Origin of the sequence: Sphaerisporangium sp. NPDC049003, from assembly GCF_043197795.1 — a bacterium.
GTDB lineage: Bacteria > Actinomycetota > Actinomycetes > Streptosporangiales > Streptosporangiaceae > Sphaerisporangium.
The window spans coordinates 1-13720 of sequence record NZ_JBICTU010000048.1; the positions used below are offsets into that span (position 1 = coordinate 1).

Here is a 13720-nt window from a genome sequence, read left to right on the forward strand (position 1 = left end):
CCTTTCCATCTGTGGCGGCTTGGCATTTCCTTACCTGCGTAGCCGTATGTTTATGAACGAACCCCATCAAAACCTCAACTCGCCGGGGCCCTGACGTCCGGCACGGTGGTCCCGCCCGCTGACGCCGGGGTCACGGCCACTGAGGTTGTGGCAACACGGCCTGCCGAGTCGTAGGAGTAGGTGGTGGTCCGTAGGGCCGTCCCCGTGTCCTCGGCAATGGTGGAGTTGCTGCCGAAGTAGCCATCTGGAGCTGGTGGAGCAGGCCCTCACCAGCCGGTAAGGAGCGGCTGGTCGACCGCCCGGAGATCTCACCGAGCGGCGCGCCGGCGTTACGCCATCACCGGGGACCGACACTGCCTGCAGGACGTCCCACAACTCCCAGGGGAACCTCACGTCGCCTCATGGGTCTTGAAATGTCACGGCTGTCCGGTGGCGGCCCCCGCTGCCAGTCGCGTGCGACTGGAGGCTGAGTGCCGCGCTGCTGGTCGGCCTACTCAATGCGGGTTCGGTCGTGCTCGGCTTCCGACCGCTGCTGGCCACGCTGGTAGCGATGGGCATCGCGCAGAGTCTCGATCTGCTCGTTCGAACAACGAGCAGATCCTGGTCAGCCGTCCGTTCTTCGTGCGGGTGCGCGACGGTTCCGTTCAGGAGGTCGCGCCGTTTAGCAAAGGCTTGCGGGTAGCGGCGTGTCCGGCACGGCGCTCTTTCGAGGAGGGGCGGAGGGTCTGATATCGCGGCGGTAATGTTCCCTGCACCAGTGGGCAATCCGCGTGGAGCGCCCTCAAATCCATCAGATCACAAGAGTTAGGACGGAGTATGCCGTGACGGTCAGATCTAGCACTAAAGCCGTTATTGCGGCCAGGATTAATGCCGCGTTCCGGTTTTTCGTCCTCCGGTAGATGATGCACCCGGAAAATACGCTAACTGCGACCGGGGTAACGGCGACCGCTAGCACAAGAATACCTCGGCCAAGGTTTGCTTCTCCAGCCAGATATGCGCCGCAAAACAAAGGAAGGATCATTGCGACAGGCGTCGCGAGGACGGCAATTCCGAGAAGCAGGAAAACGCCGGCGTCTCTGAGCTTCATTCTTTCTCCGATCGGCATTGCGCCTGGTGATGTGACCAGGGGGCCGCAGGCGCCTGCGGCCCCCTGGTCACTCATCTACGACGGTTCGTGGATATCGAGGTAGGCTGACAGATTTGAGGCCAACAGGGTCCACAGGCCGTAGGCTGCGACATTGTTGGCTCGCGAGCAGGCCCAGTTCTTATTACACCATGTATTATCGGTCCCCCATGCCCTCACGTTGAGATACATCACATTCCCTCGCTTGCTCAGCGAGAACACGATGTGCTTATTGGGGCCTTCTGCGTGGCCGGGAAGTGACAGGACCCCGAACCAGGTAGAGCTAACGGATTCGACGACGCGCAATGCCGGGCCACCTCCGGGACCTGGCTGGTTGAGGGCTGCTGGTATCTCACCGAGTTCGTCCCAGGCCACGTCAGCCACCCCAACTTCCTCGCCCCGAGCGACCCGAATATTACGAAGCCGCAGTCCAACGGCTTCAGGACCTGCAGAACCGGTTCGTCAGCGGACGATCGCCCTACCTGGCCCGCTATACCTGGCCGGACCTATGAACCCCCTGGTGAACCTCACCCCAGAAACTGCCGCGCGCCACGCAGCCTGGTCCGAAGCCGCCGCTGAGTCATGCCGCACTCCAAGCGCACATCTATCGGGCCGGGCACGTTGGTGTCTGCTCGCCGGCCTGAAGGCAATTGGTCCGCGTCGAGTCCATCACGTCGGGCGATGAGCAGCCCCGGCTCGTATCGGCTTACCGCATCGGCTCCAGCGACATGGTGGACGCCGTGATACTCGGATGCGGCAAGTTCGAGGAGCGCCGCAGCGAGATCGACGACATGCACGGGACATCGCACGTCGTCGGTGAACAGCATTCCTCTCGCCCTGGCGGTGGCCAGTGAATGCACCAGCGCCTCGTGCGGCGAATCACCGTCACCGATGATCAGGGATGTCCGGGCTATCACCGCGGTTGCCGCGATCGCGTTCACTGCTGTCTCGGCAGCGGCTTTGGCCGCACCATACGGGGTGATCGGGTCAGGGACGCACGTCTCGTCATAGCGAATCGCGGCACCCGAGAAGACCGCGTCGCTGGACACATGTACCAGGCGCCCACCCGCCGCAGAGACAGCGAGAGCCACGTTCACGGCTCCCATCGCCGTGCTCGCCCAATCTGTCTGCCGGAACGCAGCGTTAATGACCGCCTCTGGCCGAAATACGCCGATCAGCGCGTCAACGTCCTCTCGTCGGCGCACATCGAGCGGCAACCACTCAACACCTGCGGTCTCTCCTGATCGGGTCAGGTAGGTCGCAGCCACATCATGCTTGGCCCGGCCGCCAGACGGTGGGTGAGCCGGGCACCGGCCCTGCCACCCAGTGCCAGGGCAATCGTCTGCAGCATCTGGCGAAGTTGGACGCTGTGACGTCCGTAGCGGATGGTCAGCCCGGGCACCTGCTCGGCGAAGGTCTTCTTGCCGCAGTGGTCGTTATCACACCAAAACCGCAGCACTCGCAGGTGAAGCACCGTCTCCTGACCGCTGACCGCGGTGTCGCCCACTCGCCGCTCATAGCTGCTGTGCACGCGGCGGGAAACCCGCCCACACTGCGAGCATGCTGCTTGTGACGTGCGGGTTCTGGCGCGAATCCTTACCGATCTCCCCGACCGGCCCACCTGATCGATCTGCAGGCAGGCCAGGTGAGGGAAGAGAACCGCCAGCAACTCCGGGATCGTCACCCAGCATGATCAGCAAGTCAGACAGCCGACCACCGGAAGATCACGAAATTAGTGCCAGAGCCACAGTTCGACCGGTGTTGACACCCGACCGGTGTGTCGGCACCGGGGTTGCGGGACGTTCCGAGACGATGATCGGCATGACGACCGCCCCCGCAAGGGGCTACTCCTGCGGCCCGAAAATCTCCTCGACGAACTGCGCTGTGGGCAGTCGGACAACGCCTGGATCCGCACCTAACCGAGTGCCGGCGGGTACTCGGCTGGACGGCGTCCCCAGGCCGAGATCAGCGGCGCGAGTGTCAGGTCGAGTTCGCCCGCGTGGATGGCGGCCAAGTGCGCGTTGATCTCGGCGTCGTCGGCCAGGCCGGCCGCGAGCAGCTCGCCGCGCACGTGCCGGATGGTCGCCGCCTCCAGCCGGTCGCAGGCTAGCCCGCCGACCGGGAAAGAGCCCGCCGCGGCGACATCTACCAAGCCGGCCTCACGCAATGCCCGCGGCAGCGTCCGGCCGTAGCGCAGGTCCGCGCCGCGGCGCGTCAGCAGCTCCCGGACCGCGTCGCGCAGCCGGTTGGCCCGCCGCTGCGCCGGGCCGCTGTCGTCCAGGCATGCCAGTGGCTGCAGAGCGGTATCGGCGTCCTCGATCAGCAGCCAGCCGCCGGGCCGCAGCGCCGCCGCCATCGTGGCCAACGCCCGAGCCCGGTCGGGTACATGGACCAGCACGAGCCGGGCGTGCACCAGATCGAACGTCCCCGGCTCCGGGGGCGGATCAGCGGCGACGTCGTGCCGGCGCACCTCGTACCCGCCGCCTGCCTTCAGCCACGACGGGTCGATGTCCGTGGCCAGCACGTGCCCGGTCGGACCGACGGCCGCCGCGAGCGCCTCCGGGATACTGCGGCCACCGGCCCCCACCTCCCAGCAGCGCGAGCCAACCCTGACCCCTAGTCGATCGAAGTGCCTCCGCGTCACACCGTCGAACAGCTCGGCCAGCCAAACGAATCGCTCGCCCGCCTCGGCGCGCGCGTTGTCCAGTAGGTACCCGCGGGCGGGAGCGGGCTCTCCACCGAGCGCGGTAGTCCCGCCTATCGGATCCGGTCGGCCACCGACGTGCGGCGGGCGGGGCGAGGAGGTCATCACCACATGGTCACCTCCCCAGACCACCAGCGCCACGACGACGGGAGAGTGATATCTCACACAGCCAGCGAACCCCCGCACGTCCTACAGCACGGTTCTGCACCGTGACGCAGCGACTCGCCCTTGTGAGGCGCTCTTCGAGCGATGGCCGGCCGGCAGGCGCCGCGAGGCGAAGCTGGAGTGGCTGTGGGGCGCCGCGCCACGGACCGAATCCCTCACCGAGGCCATGCGGGAGCCGAGCCCCTCGGGGGCATGAGGGCCCGCGGCTCAGGAGACCGGAGTCAGTCACGGTCGAGCAGCGCCGTCGCCATCCGCTGGACGGAACGGGTGAAGCGGCGGGGGTCGCCGGGCGGTGTCAGGTGGCGGATCAGTCCGCCGTCGAAGACCGCGAGCAGGCCGTGGGCCAGGAACTCGGCGTCGAGGTCGGGACGCTCGCCGGCGATCAGGCCGCTCAGGTGGCGGTGCCAGAACCGGTAGCTCGGGTCGGCGTACTTGTCGTCGGCGCAGGCCTGCTCGTGCGCGGAGAACAGGACGGCGTTGCGCTCGGCGATCAGGCCGAGCCCGTCGAGGAAGGCCAGCAGCCGCTGCCGGGTGGGCGCGCCGGGGCCGAGCGGCGGGGGGCCGTTCGTGACCGCCTCGCGCAGGTCGGCGGACCGCTCCTCCAGAAGGGCCCGCAGCAGCCCGGCGCGGTTGCCGAAGCGGCGGAACACGGTGCCCTTCCCGACGTCGGCGAGGGCGGCGACGCGGTCGAGCGACACGTGGTCGCCGCCTCCCTCGGCCAGGAGCTGCTCGGTGGCGCGCAGCACCGCGCGGCGGTTGCGCGCCGCGTCGGCGCGTTCCGCGCGCTGTTCGGCCATCGTGGAAGCCTTTCCTTGCAAACGGTCTGCCGGTCCGGTTATGTTACCCGTGAATCAAACGGACCGTTGGTCCGGAATGGGTCTGTCCCTGACCGGAGGAGACTTCCATGGACATGCGCGCGCTCATCGTCGACCCCGGCGTGCCCGGGGCACTGCGTCTCGGCGGGGCCCCGGAGCCCCGGCCGGCGCCGCACCAGCTCGTGCTCGACGTGCGGCACATCTCGCTCAACCGCGGCGAGGTGGCGTTCGCGGGCGGGCGGCCGCCGGGGACCGTGCACGGGTACGACGCCGCCGGTGTCGTCGTGCGCGCGGCGGCGGACGGCACCGGGCCGTCCGAGGGCACCAGGGTCGCGGCGTTCGGCGCAGGCGCGTGGGCGCAGCGGATGGCTGTGGACACCACCGCGGTCGCCGAGGTCCCCGGCCAGGTCGACCTCGCCCACGCCGCGGCGCTGCCGATGGCCGGCATCACCGCGCTGCGCACGTTGCGCTCCCGTCCCATCCTGGGCCGGCGGGTGCTGATCACCGGCGCCGCCGGCGGCGTCGGCCGTTACGCGGTGCAGCTCGCGGCGCTGGGCGGCGCCCATGTCATCGCGTCGGTGGGGTCGGCGGGCCGTACGGGCGGCCTGGCCGAGCTGGGCGCCCACGAGGTGGTGGTCGGCCTGGACGGCGTCGACCGGCCGGTCGACCTCATCCTGGACACCGTGGGCGGGAGGCAGCTGGCCGCCGCCTGGGCGCTCCTGGCCCCCGGCGGGGACGTGCAGTGCGTCGGCTGGGCGTCGGACGAGCCGGCGGTGTTCGCGCCGCACTCGCTGTTCTCCCTCGGCCCCTCCAGGACGATGAGCACGTTCGGCGACGTCACCGAGGTCGGGCCGGACCTCGCCACCCTGCTGGAGTTCCTCGCGGCGGGCCGCCTCTCACCGGAGGTCGGCTGGCGGGGACCCTGGGACCGCGTCACCGAGGCCGCCGGGGCCCTGCTCGGCCGTCGCGTCGCCGGCAAGGCGGTCCTGGACGTCGACCGGACCCCCGCTCTGGCGTGAGGGCGGACCACCTGCCCTGGGCGGTGAGGGGCAGCCGAGGTCTCGCGCCCTCACGCGAGGCTCGACCGCGGGTGACGGGCGGTTCCCGAGGTGGGATCACATTCACGGCGCTGGGGCCGGGTCGGTGAGAGGAAGGCGTAGCGCGAAGCACGCACCGCCGTCAGGTGAGCCGGCGGCGACGAGCACGCCGTGGTGGGCCTGGACGATCTCACGAGCGATCGCCAGGCCGAGCCCGGTGCCGCTGTGGTCGCGGGCGCGGGCCGCCGCCAGGCGGGTGAACCGCTGGAAGATCCGTTCCCGGTCGCTCTCGGCGATCCCCTCGCCGTCGTCGGAGACGATCACGTCCCCGGTGCGCGCGCTGCGGACGACGTCGACTCGCACAATCCGCTCGGCGTGACGCTGGGCGTTGTCCAGCAGGTTGGTGAGCACCCGGCTGATCTGGACCGGGACGACGTCGACGCAGACGCCCTCGTCGAGCCGCATCCGCACCCCGATCGGATCCGCGCGCCGCGTCACCTCAGCCCGGACCAGCGCCGCCAGGTCCACTCGCTCCCACGCGGATCGCGCCTTCGCCTCGAACCGGGACAGCAGGAGCAGGTCCCCGACGATCGCCTCCAGACGGTCGATATCGGCCAGGGCACGCCGGATCACCTCCGGAAGATCGTCTTCGCCGGGATGAAGCCGGGCCTCCTCCAGTTGCGCCCGCAACCCGGCGATGGGGCCGCGCAGCTCGTGTGAGGCGTCGGAGGCGAACTGCCGCTGCCGCTGTAGCGCCCGGTCCAGCTTGCCGAGCGCCCGGGAGGCCGTCCTTTTGGCCTGGGCGATCTCATCCTCGTTGGAGGGCTCGGGAGGCGCGTGGCACGCACTGCCGAAATCCGGCGGAAGGTCGAGCCCGTCTATGTACTCCCACAGGTAGGTCAAGCGCGACCTGTCCATCTGAGTCCTCTCTCCCTCACGAGCCGTCGGCCGTGTCCGGTGCGATGCGTGGACGTGCGACCGCGATGACGAGGCGGGAGTTTGGGGCCGGAACGCGGAATGGCGTTCCTCATGCTCAAGACGCTAGATGGGCCTCACCGGCGTTCGCGACCCTCAGGTGGGCCGATGAACACCCCCATATGGGCTGTTTCGGGGTTTTTGGCCAGGAATTTGGGGGCCGGAGAGGAGCCCCGACCGCGTGGCCACGATGACCGCCTCCAACTGGCTGTGGGCGCCCAGCTTCGTCATGATGTTCTTGACGTGGCCGCGGGCGGTGTGCGGGCTCACGATCAGGTGTTCGGCGATCGCCCGGGGGTCGAGCCCCTCGCCCATCAGTCCCAGGACCTCCAGTTCGCGCACGGTGAGCCTCGGCCGGATAGCGCCGCCGGGAAGCCGGTTCCCTCCGGCGGAGACCGGGACGGGCCGGAAGGCCGCGAAGAGCACCTTGAGGGTTTCGCCCTCGACGATCACCTTGTCATCCATGGGGGATCGGATCGCGTCGAGGATGTCGGGGAACGAACTGTCCTTGGCGAGGAACCCCGCCGCGCCCGCGCCGGAGGCGGCGGCGAGGAAATCGGGGGTCGCGTCCCCGGTCAGGATGAGGACGCGGGCGTCGGGCCGAAGGGCCTTCACGCGCCGGGTTCCCTCGATCCCGTCGGCGCCGGGCAGGTGGATGTCCATGAGCACGACGTCGGGGCGGTGAGCCTCCGCCATCGGGATGGCGGCCTCGACCGTCCCCACGGCTCCCACGCAGTCCAGGTCCGGCTGTGCGCCGATCGCGATCTCCAGCGCGTCGGCGAGCGCCTGCTGATCCTCGACCACGAGTACGCGGATCATCGGAGGTCCCGGTTCCGGTACGGGCGTGAACGGTGTCCGCTGCGTCATAGCTGTCTCGACCTGCACTTTTCGGCCATTGGCTCCTGATTGTGACGTTACTCGTGGGGAACAGTCAGGAACAAAACGGGGGCCGGAACGGACCTGGCGTCCATGACGGGACGCTGTCGCCGAAAGGACGGGAGCCGGCGTGACCACCTACACGTTCAGGCTCTACGTGACCGGACATACGGAACGGTCCAAAGCCGCAGAGGTGAACCTGCGGTTCTTGTGCGACTCCTTCGTCTCCGGCGCGTACGAGATCGAGATCGTCGACGTCGCCGAACGGCCCTGCCTGGCCGAGGAGGGCCGGGTTCTGGCCACTCCGACCGTGGACAGGCTCGCGCCGCTCCCGCCGCGGCGGGTGATCGGGGATCTGTCCGATCACGACCGCGCCGCCTTCGCGCTCGGCTTCCCCGGCACGGACGAGGTTTCGCCGGAAAGGTGGGGACGATGACCGGGAGCGACGCGATCGAGCGGATGCCCACGGGGATCAACGGCTTCGACCAGGTCGCCCTGGGCGGCCTTCCCGCGCGCAGGTCCACGCTCGTGAGCGGCACGACCGGTAGCGGCAAGACGCTTTTCGCCGTCGAGTTCCTCGCGCACGGGATCATGCTCTTCGACCAGCCCGGGGTGTTCGTCACCTTCGAGGAGACCTCTGCCCACATCCGCCGCAACTCGGCCTCGCTGGGGTTCTCCATCGAGCAGTGGGAGAGCCAGGGGAAATGGGCCTTCGTCGACGCGTCGGCGGGGACGGGCGAGGACGCCCCGGCCGTCGGGTCCTACGACTTCGGCGGGCTGGTGTCGCGGATCAAGCACGCCGTCCGCCAGACCGGGGCCCGCCGTGTCGCCCTCGACTCGCTCGGCGCGATCTTCACCCGCTTCTCCGACTTCCGTACCATCCGCCACGAGCTCTTCCAGATCGCCTTCGCCCTGGAGACCCTGGGCGTCACCTCGGTGCTCACCGCCGAGCGGCCCGAGGAGTACGACGGCGTGACCCGCTACGGCGTCGAGGAGTTCGTGTTCGACAACGTCATCATCCTTCGCAACGTCCTGCGGCAGGAGCGGCGCAGCCGGACCGTCGAGATCGTCAAGTTCCGCGGTGCCGCGCACCGCACCGGGGAATGGCTCTTCACCATCGCCCCGGAGGAGGGGATCGTGGTCGTCCCCATGGCGTTCCTCCTGTCCCCGGCGGGCGCGTCACTGGTCCGCGTCTCCTCGGGCAGCGCCGAGCTGGACACGATGTGCGGGGGCGGCTTCTACCAGGACGCGACCGTGCTGATCACTGGGCCCACCGGCACGGGCAAGACGCTGGCGGGCCTACGGTTCGTGGCCTCCGGGGTCGAGGCGGGGGAGCGCTGCGTGCTCCGCACCTTCGACGAGAGCCGCGAGCAGCTCTTCCGCGACGCCGCCGGCTGGGGCATGGACCTGCGGGCCATGGAAGGCTCGGGCCTGCTCCGGATCATGTCCGACTACCCGGAGGTCGCGTCGCTGGAGGACCACTTCCTCCAGCTCAGGCGGACCATCGACGAGTTCGCCCCCGGGCGGCTTGTCGTCGACACGCTGTCCGCGCTCGAACGCGTCGTCTCTCCCAGGTCGCTGCTGGACTTCGTCCTCGCGCTGGGAGCGATCGTCCGCCGCAAGGAGATCACGACGCTCTTCACCTCGACACCCACCGGGCGGCTCACACCGTCGGGCGCGCAGGCGATCGTCATGGAGATCGCCGACTTCGCCGACGTCTCGATCCTGCTCCAGTACCTGGAACACGAGGGCGAGATCCAGCGGGCCATCGCGGTCCTCCGGGCACGGGGCTCCACCCACGACCACAGCATCCGCCGGGTCACCGTCGACGGCACCGGAATGCACATCGGCGAGCGGTTGCGCGGCAGCACCCACATCCTGACGGCGCGTCCCACACCGGTGAGCATGTGGGGGCCGGTCGAGTCCGAGGAAGGGACGCAGGGGTGAGGGACGATGAGGAATCCTCACCACGAAAAGGACTCCACGGCCGACGTACGGGCGCGGAGCACCATTGATGCCGGCTCCAGCAACGACATCACCGACGCGATCGTGTCGGCGTCGGCGGACGGGATCGTCGCGGTCGACGAGAGCGGCATCATCCGCCTGTGCAACCCGGCGGCCGCGGACCTTTTCGCCCGCGACGCGGGGGAGCTCATCGAAACCCCGTTCGGCTTCCCGATCGTCGCGGGCGAGGCGGCCGAGATCGACCTGATGCTGCCCGGCGGAGGAAGACGGGTGGTCGAGATGCGGGTCACGGCCACGACCCTGGAAGGTGAGAACCTGTACGTGGCGGCGCTCCGCGACATCACGCGCCAGCGCCACCTCGAAAGGGAGCTCGAAGCGGCACTGGAGCGTCAGAACGTCGTGGTCGCCATCGCGGCCCACGAGCTGCACAACCCGCTGGCCGCGATCAGCGTGCTGGTCGACGTGCTGCGCGACCGCCTGGCCGCGCTTGCCGAGGAACAGCGGGCCGACATCATCGACCGCATCGCCGAACGCACGGCCCGGCTGCAGGTGCTCGTCCGCAAGCTCCTCACCGCGTCCACGATCGACGCGCAGGGCGCGTCCGCCGCGCTGGAACGCGTCCCGGTGCTCGAATTCCTCCTGGAGCGGCTCGGCGAGCTGGACACAAGGGCCCGGGACGTGCGCCTGTCGTGCCGCCCCGACCTGGTGGCCCTGGTCGACCGCAAGGAGTTCGCCGCGATGATGGAGAACTATCTGGACAACGCCTTCGCCTACGGGCGCCCGCCGGTCGAGGTGCCCGTCTCGGGGGACGCCGTCTCGATCGAGATCCGCGTGTGCGACCACGGGGCAGGTGTGCCGGAGCCGTTCATCCCCCGGTTGTTCGAGCGGTTCAGCCGTGGGCCGAGCGCCGAGCCGGAGACGGAGGGGACGGGTCTCGGGCTGTGGATCGTCCGCAGCCTCGCGCGGGCGAACGGCGGCGACGCCTGGTACGACCGCGAGGCCGGCTGCTTCTGCCTTCGCCTGCGACGGGCCCCTCGCTGACGGCGCCGCCTCCCCGCTCCGGCCTCAGTGAGGGGGCGCTCACGCTCACAGCGAGCGGGCGAGCCGGAATCCGAGGTCGTCGATGCGGAAGGCCGGGTGACTCTTACGGCGGCACGACGCCCGGCATCCCCGGGGGCGGTCATGACTCCCGCCGCCCCGGAACACGCGGTAAGGGCCGTAGACCGTGGGGTCATAGAGATCCCAGCACCACTCCCACACGTTGCCGATCATGTCGTACAGGCCCCAGGCGTTCGGCGCCCTGGTCGCGACGTCGTGAACCTCGCCGCCGGAGTTCCCGCGGTGCCAGGCGATCTCGTCCAGCTCTCCGTAGCGGACGCCGGAGGTGCCGGCCCTGCACGCGTACTCCCACTCGGCCTCGGACGGGAGGCGAAAGCCGCCGGCCTCCCGATCGCGTACCACGTCCAGCCCGTCGGGGTCCTCGCCCATCGAGTAACAGGGGAGGAGCCCCGTCGCCCGCGACAGCCGGTTGCAGAACCGGACGGCCTCCAGCCAGGACACCTCGGTCACCGGCGCCCGCGCGGAGGTCACGGGCGCCTCCCCTCGGACGGCGTCATACAGCTCGCGGGTCACGGGATACGGCGCCAGCCGGAAGGCCCCGATCTCGACCTTCCAGCTCGTCTCGCTGCCCTCGTCCCGCAGGACGATCTCCCCGGCGGGGATCGTGATCGTATGCTCGGCGATCACCTGGAGCGGTGTGGGTTCAGAACTCATCATGGAGCCGGGAATTCCGTGCTCGTACGACGAATTCGGTGTACAGAGAAGGGGCTTTCTGGCGTGATTTCAGACATGGCCGATTTACTCTTTCGGAAAGTGAGCGAAAGCGATGGTGATGCGCGGAGCTCACATGGTGGCGTCGAGAGGAATCGCCTGGAGAGCGGTATCGCGAGAAGAGTCGCGCGTCAGTCGCGACAACAGGACGAAGCAGCCGGATCACAGGCGGAGCGGACCCTCGTGGTCGCCTTCCTGTCCATTGCCCGGCTCCTGACCGCCTCGTCTTCAGGCGGTCGTTGAATTCCCGCCTGATCATCGATTTCCGCGATGACGGTAACAGTGGATATCTGTGACGTCAATCGAGGGGTTCGGTGATCGGACCGGGATCCGGCGCATGTCCGGCCGTCGCCCGGAACGTGGGATCCAGCGGGGCGTCGACGACCTTGGCCATGTGCTCGCGCTCGGCGGCGATGGAGGCGTCATGCCGACGCCTGCGCCCCGCTTGACCTTGACACAGTGACAAGGGCTTCACTGTAGCCAAGGAGGTGGTCCCGATGACCATGTCGGAACAGGACACGGATCCGATTCCAGCTCTCCGGGGGCTGGAGGACGGCCGTTCGTCAGTGCGGCTGCGGGCGGCGCTAGCGGTCGGCACGACCCCTGACCCGCTGCTCATCGGCAAGCTCATCGAACGGTGCGCTGTCGAACCCGACTTCTACGTGCGCGACATGCTCACGTGGGCACTCACCCGCCACTCGGCGTCGATGACGGTCCCGGTACTACTCGACGAAGTCCGCTCGGAGCGTGCGCAGGCACGTAGCCAGGCGTTGCACACCCTGTCCAAGATCGGGGATCGGCGGGCGTGGCCGGCGATCACACGGGAACTGCTGTCCGACGCCGACGATGAGGTGGCGCGGAGCGCTTGGCGGGCAGCGGTCGTGCTCGTGCCCGAAGGTGAGGAGCCCGAGTTGGCCGCGGTGTTGTCGACACAGTTCGGGCGCGGCGAACGTGAGACGCACCTGAGCCTCAGCCGGGCGCTGATCGCGCTCGGTGAGGTGATCTTGCCAAATCTGCGCGCCGCGATGACGGATCTCGACCCTGGCGTGCGCGCGCACGCGATCGCCACGGAACGGCTGTTGCGCGACCCGGATGCCGGATTCGAGTTCGCGATCGAGGAGGCGAAGCGCGTCGTGGCCCTCGGCGGGACCGGCCAGGAGGGGGGATAGGCGGTGTTGATCGGTGAGGTGGCACGGCGGTCCGGGGTCAGCGCCCGCATGCTCAGGCATTACGACTCGCTCGGCCTGGTGCGGCCGACGGGTCGTAGCGACGCCGGCTATCGGGAGTACTCCAGCGAGGACATCCGGCGGATCTTCCATATCGAGAGCCTGCGGTCATTGGGGCTGTCGCTGCGTGAGGTCGGGCGGGCGCTCGATGATCCGGGCTTCACGCCCTCAGAGCTCGTCGACGACCTCATCCGCCAGACGCGAGAACGCATCGCCAGTGAGACGGAGCTGCTCACGCGACTCCGACGGATCGGTGCCGCGAAACCCGCCGGCTGGGAGGACGTCCTCCAGACCGTCGCACTCCTCCAGGCGTTGGGGTCGAAGAGCGCCGGGAAACGCCAGCGCGCGGCCCTGTCCTCGGTCGAGGAGGTTCCGGTGCCGGCGGAAGCACTGGTCGAGGCGGTGCTGAGCGAGAAGGACCCGAACGTCGCCGGAGCCCTTCGATGGGCCTTGGCGCAATCGGGTGATGCCGGATTGGCGCTGCTGGCGGAGGGCCTCGGCTCACCGGTGGCCGAGGTGCGCAAACGTGCCGTCCAGTCCATCGCTGAGATTCCGGACGGTGAGGCGACCGCACTGCTGCGGGACGCCCTCGCGAACCCCGACGTCGTGGTCCGCAGGTATGCGGCTCTGGCACTCGGGGCACATGGGGTGGCCGACGCGGTCCCGACGCTCATCGACATGGTCGTCGAGGGGACGAACGACGTCGACGCGGCCGATGCGCTGAGCGCGCTGGCGAGTCGTCCCGCGTTGGCGGATCAGATCGCTGACGGGCTCGTTGATCGTCTCGCCCCCGGCACCGTGGAATCGTCCGCGCGTCGACGGCTGGCACAGGCGCTCGCGGATATCCCGGGAACCACGGCGTCACGTGCCCTCGCAGATCTGTCACAGGACGAAGACCGTGCCGTCGCGCTTACCGCGGCATACATTCTCGGGATCCGCGACACGCGATGACGGGTCCTTCCTGTAGTGCTGTGTGCGTGGCCCGGTTGCTGCTGGTCACCGCC

14 protein-coding genes are annotated in these 13720 nt (G+C 69.0%); 6 read left to right on the forward strand and 8 right to left on the reverse strand.

Annotated features, from left to right (window positions below):
- Positions 1 to 790: 790 nt before the first annotated feature.
- From ACGFIV_RS33765 to ACGFIV_RS33785, 5 genes are all read right to left on the reverse strand, one after another.
- Positions 791 to 1087, reverse strand: a complete 297-nt coding sequence (locus tag ACGFIV_RS33765; protein WP_392839075.1) for a hypothetical protein — start codon at positions 1085 to 1087, stop codon at positions 791 to 793.
- Positions 1088 to 1650: 563 nt separating this feature from the next.
- Positions 1651 to 2391 (reverse strand): sugar nucleotide-binding protein, encoded by a 741-nt coding sequence (locus ACGFIV_RS33770; RefSeq protein ID WP_392839077.1) that lies wholly within the window; start codon positions 2389 to 2391, stop codon positions 1651 to 1653.
- Complete coding sequence (locus tag ACGFIV_RS33775) at positions 2373 to 2807, reverse strand: transposase family protein (protein ID WP_358562076.1); 435 nt, start codon at positions 2805 to 2807, stop codon at positions 2373 to 2375. Before ACGFIV_RS33775 ends, ACGFIV_RS33770 begins: the two co-directional genes overlap by 19 nt.
- Positions 2808 to 3038: 231 nt before the next feature.
- A complete protein-coding gene (locus ACGFIV_RS33780) occupies positions 3039 to 3992 on the reverse strand; it encodes a methyltransferase domain-containing protein (RefSeq protein WP_392839080.1) in 954 nt (317 codons plus the stop codon).
- A 221-nt stretch (positions 3993 to 4213) separates the two neighbouring features.
- Positions 4214 to 4789 carry a TetR/AcrR family transcriptional regulator gene (locus ACGFIV_RS33785; RefSeq protein ID WP_392839082.1) on the reverse strand — a complete coding sequence of 192 codons (576 nt, stop codon included), beginning with the start codon at positions 4787 to 4789 and terminating at the stop codon, positions 4214 to 4216.
- Between the two features lie 107 nt (positions 4790 to 4896).
- On the opposite strand from ACGFIV_RS33785, the gene ACGFIV_RS33790 reads away from it, so the two are divergent.
- The gene (locus ACGFIV_RS33790; RefSeq protein ID WP_392839084.1) at positions 4897 to 5826 is read left to right on the forward strand and encodes a zinc-binding dehydrogenase; all 930 of its coding nucleotides are present in this window, start codon (positions 4897 to 4899) and stop codon (positions 5824 to 5826) included.
- A 102-nt stretch (positions 5827 to 5928) separates the two neighbouring features.
- Here ACGFIV_RS33790 and ACGFIV_RS33795 read toward each other — a convergent pair whose 3' ends face one another.
- Together ACGFIV_RS33795 and ACGFIV_RS33800 are read right to left on the reverse strand one after the other, a co-directional pair.
- The gene (locus ACGFIV_RS33795) at positions 5929 to 6762 is read right to left on the reverse strand and encodes a HAMP domain-containing sensor histidine kinase (protein ID WP_358561103.1); all 834 of its coding nucleotides are present in this window, start codon (positions 6760 to 6762) and stop codon (positions 5929 to 5931) included.
- Between the two features lie 153 nt (positions 6763 to 6915).
- The gene (locus tag ACGFIV_RS33800; RefSeq protein ID WP_392839086.1) at positions 6916 to 7638 is read right to left on the reverse strand and encodes a response regulator; all 723 of its coding nucleotides are present in this window, start codon (positions 7636 to 7638) and stop codon (positions 6916 to 6918) included.
- Positions 7639 to 7825: 187 nt separating this feature from the next.
- Between ACGFIV_RS33800 and ACGFIV_RS33805 the strand changes: the two genes are divergently transcribed.
- From ACGFIV_RS33805 to ACGFIV_RS33815, 3 genes are read left to right on the forward strand one after another with little or no spacing between them, the layout of a single operon-like run.
- A complete protein-coding gene (locus ACGFIV_RS33805; protein ID WP_358561097.1) occupies positions 7826 to 8131 on the forward strand; it encodes a circadian clock KaiB family protein in 306 nt (101 codons plus the stop codon).
- Positions 8128 to 9642 carry a circadian clock protein KaiC gene (gene kaiC / locus ACGFIV_RS33810; protein WP_358561094.1) on the forward strand — a complete coding sequence of 505 codons (1515 nt, stop codon included), beginning with the start codon at positions 8128 to 8130 and terminating at the stop codon, positions 9640 to 9642. The genes ACGFIV_RS33805 and kaiC overlap by 4 nt, the downstream gene beginning before the upstream one ends.
- Positions 9643 to 9648: 6 nt before the next feature.
- Entirely contained in the window at positions 9649 to 10701 is a 1053-nt protein-coding gene (locus ACGFIV_RS33815; protein ID WP_358561091.1) for an ATP-binding protein, read from the forward strand.
- Positions 10702 to 10746: 45 nt separating this feature from the next.
- On the opposite strand, the gene ACGFIV_RS33820 is transcribed toward ACGFIV_RS33815, so the two are convergent.
- Positions 10747 to 11433, reverse strand: a complete 687-nt coding sequence (locus ACGFIV_RS33820) for a formylglycine-generating enzyme family protein (RefSeq protein ID WP_392839131.1) — start codon at positions 11431 to 11433, stop codon at positions 10747 to 10749.
- Between the two features lie 554 nt (positions 11434 to 11987).
- Between ACGFIV_RS33820 and ACGFIV_RS33825 the strand changes: the two genes are divergently transcribed.
- Both ACGFIV_RS33825 and ACGFIV_RS33830 read left to right on the forward strand, forming a co-directional pair.
- On the forward strand, positions 11988 to 12659 hold the full coding sequence (locus tag ACGFIV_RS33825; RefSeq protein WP_392839089.1) for a HEAT repeat domain-containing protein: 672 nt from the start codon (positions 11988 to 11990) through the stop codon (positions 12657 to 12659).
- A 3-nt stretch (positions 12660 to 12662) separates the two neighbouring features.
- A complete protein-coding gene (locus ACGFIV_RS33830) occupies positions 12663 to 13667 on the forward strand; it encodes a HEAT repeat domain-containing protein (protein WP_392839091.1) in 1005 nt (334 codons plus the stop codon).
- The last annotated feature ends 53 nt before the right edge of the window (positions 13668 to 13720 follow it).

What these genes read in the sequence shown, in the direction of transcription:
- ACGFIV_RS33765 (WP_392839075.1), bottom strand. Translation starts at nt 1,087, where the DNA reads ATGAAGCTCAGAGACGCCGGCGTTTTCCTGCTTCTCGGAATTGCCGTC.
- ACGFIV_RS33785 (WP_392839082.1), bottom strand. Translation starts at nt 4,789, where the DNA reads ATGGCCGAACAGCGCGCGGAACGCGCCGACGCGGCGCGCAACCGCCGC.
- ACGFIV_RS33790 (WP_392839084.1), top strand. Translation starts at nt 4,897, where the DNA reads ATGGACATGCGCGCGCTCATCGTCGACCCCGGCGTGCCCGGGGCACTG.
- ACGFIV_RS33795 (WP_358561103.1), bottom strand. Translation starts at nt 6,762, where the DNA reads ATGGACAGGTCGCGCTTGACCTACCTGTGGGAGTACATAGACGGGCTC.
- ACGFIV_RS33800 (WP_392839086.1), bottom strand. Translation starts at nt 7,638, where the DNA reads ATGATCCGCGTACTCGTGGTCGAGGATCAGCAGGCGCTCGCCGACGCG.
- kaiC (WP_358561094.1), top strand. Translation starts at nt 8,128, where the DNA reads ATGACCGGGAGCGACGCGATCGAGCGGATGCCCACGGGGATCAACGGC.
- ACGFIV_RS33815 (WP_358561091.1), top strand. Translation starts at nt 9,649, where the DNA reads ATGAGGAATCCTCACCACGAAAAGGACTCCACGGCCGACGTACGGGCG.
- ACGFIV_RS33820 (WP_392839131.1), bottom strand. Translation starts at nt 11,433, where the DNA reads ATGAGTTCTGAACCCACACCGCTCCAGGTGATCGCCGAGCATACGATC.
- ACGFIV_RS33825 (WP_392839089.1), top strand. Translation starts at nt 11,988, where the DNA reads ATGACCATGTCGGAACAGGACACGGATCCGATTCCAGCTCTCCGGGGG.